The 10,419-nt window shown below is 61.0% G+C and carries 8 protein-coding genes and 1 tRNA gene; 6 read left to right on the forward strand and 3 right to left on the reverse strand.

The features are described 5' to 3' along the window. Positions 1-104: 104 nt before the first annotated feature. From HKD46_RS16360 to HKD46_RS16375, 4 genes are all read left to right on the forward strand, one after another. Positions 105-1,295, forward strand: a complete 1,191-nt coding sequence (locus tag HKD46_RS16360; protein ID WP_161470363.1) for a glycine C-acetyltransferase — start codon at positions 105-107, stop codon at positions 1,293-1,295. Positions 1,296-1,384: 89 nt separating this feature from the next. After that, entirely contained in the window at positions 1,385-2,410 is a 1,026-nt protein-coding gene (gene tdh / locus HKD46_RS16365; protein WP_161470362.1) for an L-threonine 3-dehydrogenase, read from the forward strand. Between the two features lie 219 nt (positions 2,411-2,629). Continuing rightward, entirely contained in the window at positions 2,630-3,082 is a 453-nt protein-coding gene (locus HKD46_RS16370) for a cytochrome c5 family protein (protein ID WP_161470361.1), read from the forward strand. 84 nt (positions 3,083-3,166) lie between these two features. Then, the gene (locus tag HKD46_RS16375; RefSeq protein ID WP_050485234.1) at positions 3,167-5,470 is read left to right on the forward strand and encodes a bifunctional diguanylate cyclase/phosphodiesterase; all 2,304 of its coding nucleotides are present in this window, start codon (positions 3,167-3,169) and stop codon (positions 5,468-5,470) included. Here HKD46_RS16375 and rep read toward each other — a convergent pair. Continuing rightward, positions 5,457-7,469: a DNA helicase Rep gene (gene rep, locus HKD46_RS16380; protein WP_161470360.1), complete on the reverse strand. Its 2,013-nt coding sequence runs from the start codon at positions 7,467-7,469 to the stop codon at positions 5,457-5,459. The genes HKD46_RS16375 and rep overlap by 14 nt on opposite strands. A 152-nt stretch (positions 7,470-7,621) precedes the next feature. Between rep and HKD46_RS16385 the strand changes: the two genes are divergently transcribed. Next, positions 7,622-8,842 (forward strand): aminotransferase class V-fold PLP-dependent enzyme, encoded by a 1,221-nt coding sequence (locus tag HKD46_RS16385; protein WP_161470359.1) that lies wholly within the window; start codon positions 7,622-7,624, stop codon positions 8,840-8,842. A 13-nt stretch (positions 8,843-8,855) separates the two neighbouring features. Further along, positions 8,856-9,290 carry a SufE family protein gene (locus HKD46_RS16390; RefSeq protein WP_161470358.1) on the forward strand — a complete coding sequence of 145 codons (435 nt, stop codon included), beginning with the start codon at positions 8,856-8,858 and terminating at the stop codon, positions 9,288-9,290. Positions 9,291-9,311: 21 nt separating this feature from the next. On the opposite strand, the gene tcdA is transcribed toward HKD46_RS16390, so the two are convergent. Then, positions 9,312-10,148 (reverse strand): tRNA cyclic N6-threonylcarbamoyladenosine(37) synthase TcdA, encoded by an 837-nt coding sequence (tcdA, locus tag HKD46_RS16395; RefSeq protein ID WP_049636414.1) that lies wholly within the window; start codon positions 10,146-10,148, stop codon positions 9,312-9,314. 147 nt (positions 10,149-10,295) lie between these two features. After that, a tRNA-Asp gene (locus tag HKD46_RS16400) sits at positions 10,296-10,372 on the reverse strand. Positions 10,373-10,419 lie beyond the last annotated feature (47 nt).

The raw sequence follows: 10,419 nt of genomic DNA on the forward strand, positions 1-10,419 counted from the left end.
TAGGGTCTGTCGGCGTTTCGTCGCGACCGTGACGACGCCGAACTGTGCGGGTTGCACGGCCCGGGATCCTGATAACACAGTCGATACAGCAATGAGGACCGAGGATGTCTAACGGATTCTATCGTCACCTGACCGAACAGCTCGAACAGGTCAAGGCGGAAGGGCTATACAAGCAGGAGCGCATCATCACCTCGGCCCAGCAGGCCCAGATTGCGGTGGGTGGCGAGCAGGTACTGAACTTCTGTGCCAACAACTACCTGGGGTTGGCCAACCACCCCGACCTGATTGCCGCCGCCCATCAGGGGCTCGAGAGCCACGGCTTCGGCATGGCCTCCGTCCGCTTCATCTGTGGTACCCAGGACCAACACAAGGAACTGGAGCAGAAGCTGTCCGCCTTCCTCGGCACCGAAGACAGCATCCTCTACTCCTCCTGCTTCGACGCCAACGGCGGTCTGTTCGAGACCCTTTTCGGTGCCGAAGACGCCATCATCTCCGACGCCCTCAACCATGCCTCCATCATCGATGGGGTGCGGTTGTGCAAGGCCAGGCGCTATCGCTACGCCAACAACGACATGGCCGAACTGGAAGCCCAGCTCAAGCAGGCCGATGCCGACGGCGCCCGCTTCAAGCTGATCGCCACCGACGGCGTCTTCTCCATGGATGGCGTCATCGCCGACCTCAAATCCATCTGCGATCTGGCCGACAAGTACGATGCGCTGGTGATGGTGGATGACTCCCACGCCGTCGGCTTCATCGGCGAGAACGGCCGCGGCACCCACGAATACTGCGAGGTGATGGAACGGGTCGACATCATCACCGGTACTCTGGGCAAGGCGCTGGGTGGCGCGTCCGGTGGCTACACATCCGGCAAGAAAGAGGTGATCGACTGGTTGCGTCAGCGCTCCCGTCCCTACCTCTTCTCCAACTCCCTGGCACCCTCCATCGTCTCGGCCACCATCAAGGTGATCGACATGCTGGCCGAGGGTCACGACCTGCGTGCCCGCCTCAAGGAGAACAGTGCCTACTTCCGCGAGCGCATGAGCGCCGCCGGCTTTATCCTGGCCGGTGCCGATCACGCCATCATTCCGGTCATGCTGGGGGATGCCAAACTGGCCGCCGAGATGGCGAGCCGCATGCTGGACGCCGGTATCTACGTGGTGGGCTTCTCCTTCCCCGTGGTACCCAAGGGTCAGGCGCGCATCCGGACCCAGATGTCCGCCGCCCATACCCGGGAGCAACTGGACAAGGCGATCGATGCCTTCATTCGCATCGGTCGCGAGCTCGGTGTGATTTGATCACATGGCTGGCTGATTAAAACGGGGGCCAAGGTTGGGCCCCATTTTATTACCCTCTGTACCCGGCATGGCGCCGTGAGGAATCTGTCATGAAAGCACTCTCCAAACTCAAATCCGAAGTCGGCATCTGGATGACTGATGTCCCGGCTCCCGAGCTCGGCCACAACGATCTGCTCATCAAGATCCGCAAGACCGCCATCTGCGGCACCGACATGCACATCTACAACTGGGACGAGTGGGCCCAGAAGACCATTCCCGTCCCCATGGTGGTGGGGCACGAGTATGTGGGAGAGGTGGTCGCCGTCGGCCAGGAAGTGCGCGGCTTCTCCATCGGCGATCGCGTCTCCGGCGAAGGCCACATCACCTGCGGCCACTGCCGCAACTGCCGTGCCGGTCGCACCCACCTGTGCCGCAACACCATTGGTGTGGGTGTGAACCGCCCGGGTTCCTTCGCCGAATACCTGGTGATCCCGGCCTTCAACGCCTTCAAGCTGCCGGACAACATCCCCGATGAGCTGGCCGCCATCTTCGATCCGTTCGGCAACGCCGTGCACACCGCCCTCTCCTTCGATCTGGTGGGTGAAGACGTGCTCATCACCGGCGCAGGCCCCATCGGCATCATGGCCGCTGCCGTCTGCCGTCACGTTGGCGCCCGTCACGTGGTGATCACCGACGTCAACGAATACCGGCTGGAACTGGCCCGCAAGATGGGCGCCACCCGTGCCGTCAACGTGGCCAAAGAGAAGCTCTCCGATGTCATGGAAGATCTCGGCATGACCGAAGGGTTCGATGTGGGGCTGGAGATGTCCGGGGTACCCAGCGCCTTCCAGGACATGATCGACAAGATGAACCACGGCGGCAAAATCGCCATGCTCGGCATTCCTCCCTCCACCATGGCCATCGACTGGGGCAAGGTGATCTTCAAGGGACTCTTCATCAAGGGGATCTACGGCCGCGAAATGTTCGAAACCTGGTACAAGATGGCAAGCCTCATCCAGTCTGGCCTGGATCTCAGCCCCATCATCACCCACCATTTCCATATCGATGACTTCCAGCAGGGCTTCGAAGCCATGGGCTCGGGCAAGTCCGGCAAGGTGATCCTGAACTGGGATTGAGGACACGCGAGGGGCGCCTGGGCAATCAGCGCGCCCTATTTTGTTCAGCCTCACTACACCCGGCGTATGCCGGGTTTTTTTATTTGGCATCACCCCTTCCCGCTCTGCCACTTTGTTTGCAGATTGCTTAACACTTCACACACAAGCGTTTAAATGGCTGTAACTATTCGGTTATAATCCCGTCGTTTTCTGGGGATAATAAGAGCCTGCTGGGAGTACATGAGCGTGTTGAAAAAACTGAGCTATTTGCTGGCTGCCGGGATGGTGGCCGCCACTCTGTCCGGCGCCGTCCTTGCCGCCGATGACATGTCGACAGAGGCCATCGCCGAGCGTATTGCCCCGGTTGGCCAGGTTTATACCGCCAAGGATCTGGAAGGCATTGCGACCGCGGCGGCCGCGCCTGCGGCAGCCTCCTCCGGCCCACGTGACGGCGAGACCGTGTTCAAGGGTGCCTGCTTCGCCTGCCATGATACCGGTGCCGCTGGCGCCCCCAAGCGAGGTGACAAGGCCGCCTGGGAGCCACGCATCGCCCAGGGATTCGACACCTTGCGCAAACACGCCATCGAAGGCTTCACCGGCAAGGCTGGCATGATGCCACCGCGGGGGACCTGCGCCACCTGCAGTGACGAAGAGATCGAGAACGCCATTCACTACATGATCGACAAGCTCTAAGTAATTGAAAGGGCTCCTCTTGCAGCCCTTTCAATCCCATCACTTCCGACTACGCTTGAAGGTAAGTTTTTTCGGGAGTGTTGCATGTCAGTTCAGCCCACCACACCGCCAGACTCGCACTCCTTGCTGGCGGTCGTCTCCTCCATCATGGATTTTCCCGCCCCCGGCATTGCCTCCCCCGAGGATTACGCCCGACTGGTCGGTATGCTGGACACACTCTGCCCTCTGCAACATTTCGCCATGCTGGGGCTGGCCGACGGGGGGCTGAACTGGCGCTACACCTATCAGCTTCCCGACGTGTTCAAGCAACAATTGGGACGGGAAGAACCTCGCCTCACCGAACAGCTCACCCGGCTCGATGAAGGTCAGGGCTGGTGCGTGCAGCCTGTGGAGCATATCGACGTGCAGTGGTTGCTGGCACGCAGCACCCCGGATCAGGCACCCACCCTGAGGCTGCTGCTGGAGTGCCTGGCCAAACGCCTGCACGAAACCCAGACCGGTACCCAGCTGGCGGGGCAGGCTTCCCCTCTCATGCAGCGGGATCCCCAGTGGCAGGAGAAAATCGAGAAGATCGGCCGAGTGATGCGCCTGGCTCACAACCTGCCTCAGCATGCCCTGTTTGCCCAGTTGGAAGCTGTGTTGCGCCAGATGCTCTCGGTCAGCGACATGTTGCTGATCCGGCTGGAAAACCAGCGACTGGAGCGACTCTATCCACCACACCTGACATACGACGATGACATCATTCGGGCCATGTGCCACAGCACCAACAGCGTAGAGCGCCATGAAGAGGGGCTTTACTGGTACAGCCTGCCCCTGCGCCAGCAGCAGCAATATTTTGCCCACCTCATCCTCAACATGACCCGGCCTCTGGAAACCGATGACAGGCTGTTCCTCGATTTCCTGCGCCATCAGCTGACCCTGTTGCTGGAGCTCAAAAGGGTGCGACAGCAACTCGATGAGCTCAACTCGGAGGAGTCCATCAACCAGCGACTCCAACAGCTGCGCCAAACCAACTTGAGGTTGCAGAAACGGCTCAAGCATCATCAGGAGCTGGAGCGGCGGCTCCAGTTCAATGCCCTGCACGACCCGCTGACCCAGTTGCCAAACCGGGCGCTGCTGATGAATCACCTGCATCATGCCATGACCCGCTACCGCCGTTACCAGACAGCCGGCTTCACCCTGATTTTCGTCGATGTGGATCACTTCAAGCAGGTCAATGACGCCCTGGGCCACAGTGCTGGCGATCAGTTGCTGCAGGAGCTGGGCAGCAGGCTGCAAGGCTGCATCCGGCAAAATGACATGGTGGCGAGGCTCGGAGGGGACGAATTCGTCATCTATCTGGACAACAGCCAGCGGGAAGAGGACATCAGCCCCGTGCTCAATCGCCTGATTGGCCGTATCGGCCATCCGTTCCGGCTCCAGGGCAACGAACTGACCATCACCGTCAGTCTGGGGGTCGCCAGCGTGACGGAGCAAACGGCCGATGTCAGTGAACTGCTGCACCAGGCAGACCTCGCCATGTACCAGGCCAAGCGCAACGGCCGCAGCCGCATCGTCATGTATTCGGAGGCCTGTACCGAACAGGCGGGGTCACCGGAAGAGCGGCTCTTCAGAGCCTTGCGGGAAGGGCGGATTGTGCCCTACTTCCAGCCAGTGATCAGGCTGTGTGACAGCCGCCTGGTCGGACTGGAGGTCATGGCGCGCTGGATAACGGAGGAAGGGGAGCTCAAGGATGCATTCGACTTCATTCCTCTGGCGGAACAGTGCGGCCTCATTCAGGATCTGGACCGCCAGATCCTCAAGCGCACCTGCCAGCAACTGAAGCTTTGGCAACCCGCCTCCGGGGTCGGTCGTTTCAGGATAGCCATCAACCTCTCCGGCAAGCACCTGGCCAGCCACGAGCAGATCATGCAACTGCTCACCATCATGGAGGAGGAGGGTGTCATCCCCGCATGTTTCATCTTTGAGTTCAACGAACGCGAGCTCTCCCGGCAGAGTGCCGACTCCCTCACTGCCCTGCATGAACTGAGGGCGAAAGGGATCCAGGTCAGCCTGGATGACTTCGGCACCGGCTTCTCTTCCCTCAACGCCCTGTTTCACTTCCCGGTGGATTACATCAAGGTGGACGACAGCTTCACCCATCGCATGTTGAACTCCCCCAAGGATCTGGCGCTTATCCGCGCCATGCGGGACATCTGCCAGGACCTCGACTTCACCCTGGTGGTCGAGGGGATCGAAAATCAGCAGCAGTTGCAAAAGCTCATCGAGCTTGGCTGCGCCCTCGGGCAGGGGCGCCACATCTCGCCCCCGCTGCCGGGAGCCGATATTCCCCCTCTGCTGGGTCAGGCTTCTCGAGAGACCAAGCCTTCCGACCTCAATCCTTCTTGAACAGGGCCCGCAGGTTGGCGACACCAACCTGCCCCTTCTGCTGGCGCTCCTCGGCCGTCACCTTCTTCTGGTTTTCCCACTCCAGGTCATCCTGGGGCAGCTCCAGCAGGAAGCGGCTCGGCTCCGGCCGCACCGACTCGCCAAACTGGCGGCGCTCCTTGCAGAGAGTAAAGGTCAGTTCGGTCTGGGCCCGAGTGATCCCCACGTAGGCGAGGCGTCGCTCCTCCTCCACGTTGTCCTCGTCGATGCTGGTCTGGTGGGGCAGCAGCCCCTCCTCCATGCCCACCATGTAGACATAGGGAAACTCCAGTCCCTTGGAGGCGTGCAATGTCATCAGCTGCACCTGATCCGCCTCATCCTCCCCTTCGTTACGCTCCATCATGTCCCGCAGGGTGAGCCGGGTAACCACCTGAGCCAGCGTCATCGACTCCTCCAGCTCATCCCCTTCCAGCATCTCGCTGATCCAGCGATAAAGGGTGGAGACGTTTTGCATCCGCATCTCCGCCGCCTTCGGACTGGGGGAGGTCTCATAGAGCCACTCCTCGTAATGGATCTCCTTGATCATGTCCCGTACCGCCGCCACCGGATTGCCGCGCAGCGCCTGATCGCCAAGCCTCACCAGCCAGTTGGTGAAGGCCTGCAGGGCGGATAGACCGCGTCCGGAGAGGTGTTGCTCCAGCCCCAGCTCGAAACTGGCGGCAAACAGGCTCTTGCCACGCTGGTTGGCGTACTGGCCCAGTTTTTCGAGGGTGGTGGGGCCTATCTCGCGGCGCGGCAAGTTGACCACCCGCAGGAAGGCGGTGTCCTCATCCGGGTTCACCAGCAGCTTGAGATAGGCCATGATGTCCTTGATCTCGGTGCGGGAGAAAAACGAGGTGCCACCCGAGATACGGTAGGGAATGCGGTTGGTCATCAGCGCCTTCTCGAAGATGCGCGACTGATGGTTGCCCCGATAGAGGATCGCGTAGTCTTTGAACCGGGTGCGGTTCATGAACTTGTGGCCCATCAGCTCGGCGGCGATACGCTCCGCCTCGTGCTCCTCATTCTTGGCAAACAGCACCTTGAGCTTCACCCCCTCGTCCAGCTCGGAAAAGAGCGCCTTGTCGTAGACGTGGGGGTTGTTGGCGATCAGGATGTTGGCACACTTGAGGATGCGCCGCTTGGAGCGGTAGTTTTGCTCCAGCTTGATGAGCTTGAGGCTGGGAAAATCCTCGTTCAGCAGCACCAGGTTCTGCGGCTTGGCACCACGCCAGGAGTAGATGGACTGGTCATCGTCTCCCACCACGGTAAAACGGGCCCGCTCGCCGACAATCTGCTTCACCAGCTCGTACTGGCTGGTGTTGGTGTCCTGATATTCGTCGACCAGCAGATAACGGATCTTGTTCTGCCAGCGGGTGCGTACCTCCTCGTTGCTCTTGAGCAACAGGGTCGGCATCACGATGAGATCGTCAAAATCCAGCGCGTTGTAGGCCACCATCTGGCGGTGATAGCGCTCATAGAGCTGGGCCAGCAACACTTCTTCCGGGCCTCGGGCGATGCGCATGGCGCGAGCCGGCAGGATGAGGTCGTTCTTCCAGTTGGAGATCTGGCTGATAAGGGCCGAGAGCTTGTCCTTGTCGTTGTCGAGCTCCGCCTCGGTCAGCTCTTTCAGCAGCGCCAGCTGGTCGGTATCGTCGAACAGGGAGAAGTTGGCCTTGAGGTTCAGGCTCTTGTGCTCTCGGCGGATGATCTCGAGCCCCAGAGTGTGGAAAGTGGAGACCATCAGCCCCCGCGCCTCCTTGCGACCCAGGGTCTGGCCGACCCGCTCCTTCATCTCCCGCGCGGCCTTGTTGGTGAAAGTGACGGCGGCGATGTTGCGCGCGCTGTAGCCGCACTGCTGTACCAGATAGGCAATCTTGTTGGTGATGACGCGGGTCTTGCCCGATCCGGCACCCGCCAGCACCAGGCAAGGGCCGGAGACAAACTTGACCGCTTCGTTCTGATTGGGGTTGAGCTTCATGGGCCGGATCTCTTGGCTTATGATGAGGGGCGGCATTGTAACAGAGATCCCGCAGGCAGCCGAAACCGCAGGCAATATCCCGCCACTGCGCCTTGTGTTTGGCCGCCATTTTCCGGATCATGGCCGACTTTTCCAGATGATATGAGGGGAGCATGAACCAGCAACAGCACGCTCGGCTGCGCAGCCAGTTTCCAGCCTTGGCGCAGGAGGTGAACGGCCACCCTCTGGTCTATCTGGACAACGCCGCCACCACCCAGAAACCGCAAGCCGTGCTGGATGCGATCAATCACTACTATCGGGCCGACAATGCCAACGTGCACCGCGCCGCCCATGCCCTGAGCGGCCGGGCCACACGCGCCTTCGAAGATGCCCGCAAGACGGTTGCCCGCTTTATCAATGCCCCTCGCAGCCACGAAGTGATATGGACCCGTGGCACCACGGAGGCGATCAATCTGGTGGCCCAGAGCTGGGGTATGAGCGAGCTGAGGGCGGGGGATGAAATCGTGCTCAGCACCCTGGAGCATCACGCCAATATCGTCCCCTGGCAGCTGATCGCCCAACGCACCGGCGCCGTGATCCGGGTCGTCCCTCTCGATGAGCGGGGCGATCTCGACATGGCTGCCTATCTGGCCATGCTGGGACCACGTACCCGACTGGTGAGCGTGGCTCACGTCTCCAATGCCCTTGGCACCGTCAATCCAGTCAAAGAGATGGTGGCAGCGGCCAAGGCGGTCGGGGCCCTGAGCCTCATCGACGGCGCCCAGGCGGTGGCCCATCTCGAGGTGGATGTGCAGGCTATCGGCTGCGACTTCTACGCCTTCTCCGGCCACAAGCTCTATGGCCCGACCGGGATCGGCGTGCTGTGGGGCCGCACTGAGCTATTGGAGCGGATGCCCCCCTGGCAGGCCGGCGGCGAGATGATAGACAGGGTCAGCTTCAGCGGCACCACCTTCAACACCCTGCCCTTCAAATTCGAGGCAGGCACCCCCCATATTGCCGGCGCCATCGGCCTGGCCGCAGCCATCGGCTTTATGATGGAGCAGGACAAGGATTCATTGGCCAGCCATGAAGCGGCGCTGACCGACTATCTGGTTGCCGGACTGCAACAGGTGCCAGGGCTGCGTCTGGTCGGCGAACCCGGTCAGCGCGCCGGCGCCATCTCCTTCCTGCTGGAGGATATCCACCCACAGGACGCCGCCACCCTGCTCGACATGCAGGGCATAGCCCTGCGGGTCGGCCATCACTGCGCCATGCCGCTGATGGAATCGCTCGGTATCGGCGGCACGATGCGCGCCTCGCTGGCCTGCTACAACAATCGGGACGATGTCGACGCCCTGCTGGCCGCCCTGCACAAACTCCGTGACTTCTTCTAAGGCAGACAATCCAATGAACAGCCTCGCAACCTACACCCGGATAGGCGTTGAGCCCGACGCAAATAGCATCCGTCAGCAGTTTGCGGCAGCAAACGGCTGGGAGAACCAGTACCGACTCATCATCCAGCTCGGCAAACTGCTGCCTGCACTGCCCGGCGAATGGCAGCAGGAGGCATTTCGCCTCAAGGGGTGTGAGAGCCAGGCTTGGTTGAAAGGGGAGAAAGGTGAGGATGGTAACTGGCACTTTGCTTGCGATTCCGATGCCCGCATCGTGCGCGGTCTGATTGTCATCGTGCTGGCCGCACTCAACCACCAACCCGCAGCGACGATCCACTCCTTCGACATGGAGGACTATTTCACCGAACTGGGGCTGGAGAAACACTTGAGCCCGTCGCGGGGCAACGGGCTCAGAGCTATCGTGTTGGCAATCCGGGGGCTGGCCGTCTAACCAGCCTTGTCCAGTGGTCGATCAGGCTGCGCCAATCGACCCTGTGTCTTCATTCCCGGCCTCTTTCTCGGCACGGGCTCCCCGCTCTGCAATCTTCTTCAATACCCGGGAAGCCGCGACCAAGCCAAAGGTGGCCGTCACCGGCGTCACGGCACCGAAGCCGGAGGCGCAATCCATCTTCATATTGCCGTCGCTGGCCGCCTTGGCCTGGCAGGTGCCGCCATTGCCATCCGGATAACTCAGCTGCTCGGTTGAGAAGACACACTCCACCCCGAATTTGCGCGCCGGATTCTTGCTGAAGTTGTGCAGTCGGCGCAGGTCGGAGCGCACCTTGGCGGCCAGCGGATCCTGAATGGTCTTGGCCAGGTCGGCCACGGTGATCTGGGTCGGGTCCATCTGCCCGCCGGCACCGCCCGCCACGATCACCGGGATCTTGTTGCGCTTGCAGAAGGCAATCAGCGCCACCTTGGCCTTGACCGAGTCGATGGCATCCACCACATAGTCAAACTCCCGCTTGATATGCTCGCCCAGGTTGTCGGCGGTGACGAAGTCATCCACCTCGATCACCTCGCAATCCGGGTTGATGGCACGGATACGCTCGGCCATCACCTCCGTCTTGAGACGGCCGACGGTGCCCTGCATGGCATGGATCTGGCGATTGGTGTTGGTGATGCAGATATCATCCATGTCGATCAGGGTGATCTGGTTGATGCCGGCCCGAGCCAGCGCCTCGGCCGCCCAGGAGCCGACGCCACCGATCCCGACCACGCAGACTTTCGCCTGGCTGAAAGAGCCAAGGGCACGCTGGCCATAAAGACGGGCAATGCCCCCGAATCGCTGTAGATACTCTGCTTTCATACCACCACCTTGCTTGAGGGCGGCCATTATAGCGGCAACCTCTCTCAGGGGCGATGATCGGATGATAGCGGTGTTGATGAGAGGGAAAAGGAGTGCGGTATCGGAAACGAAAAAAAGCCCAGTCGTTAGACTGGGCTTTTTAAGTAGTGGCGGAGCGGACGGGACTCGAACCCGCGACCCCCGGCGTGACAGGCCGGTATTCTAACCGACTGAACTACCGCTCCGCATTCGGTTAGCTTTCGCTAAATCTTTTGCTGCTTGTTTGTGAGGT

Source organism: Aeromonas sp. TW 6, from assembly GCF_013168745.1.
Classification (GTDB): domain Bacteria; phylum Pseudomonadota; class Gammaproteobacteria; order Enterobacterales; family Aeromonadaceae; genus Aeromonas; species Aeromonas caviae.

Bases quoted from the DNA above. Each gene is read 5' to 3' on its own strand.
- HKD46_RS16375 (WP_050485234.1), top strand. From the start codon at position 3,167: ATGTCAGTTCAGCCCACCACACCGCCAGACTCGCACTCCTTGCTGGCG.
- tdh (WP_161470362.1), top strand. From the start codon at position 1,385: ATGAAAGCACTCTCCAAACTCAAATCCGAAGTCGGCATCTGGATGACT.
- HKD46_RS16385 (WP_161470359.1), top strand. From the start codon at position 7,622: ATGAACCAGCAACAGCACGCTCGGCTGCGCAGCCAGTTTCCAGCCTTG.
- rep (WP_161470360.1), bottom strand. From the start codon at position 7,469: ATGAAGCTCAACCCCAATCAGAACGAAGCGGTCAAGTTTGTCTCCGGC.
- HKD46_RS16390 (WP_161470358.1), top strand. From the start codon at position 8,856: ATGAACAGCCTCGCAACCTACACCCGGATAGGCGTTGAGCCCGACGCA.
- HKD46_RS16360 (WP_161470363.1), top strand. From the start codon at position 105: ATGTCTAACGGATTCTATCGTCACCTGACCGAACAGCTCGAACAGGTC.
- HKD46_RS16370 (WP_161470361.1), top strand. From the start codon at position 2,630: ATGAGCGTGTTGAAAAAACTGAGCTATTTGCTGGCTGCCGGGATGGTG.
- tcdA (WP_049636414.1), bottom strand. From the start codon at position 10,148: ATGAAAGCAGAGTATCTACAGCGATTCGGGGGCATTGCCCGTCTTTAT.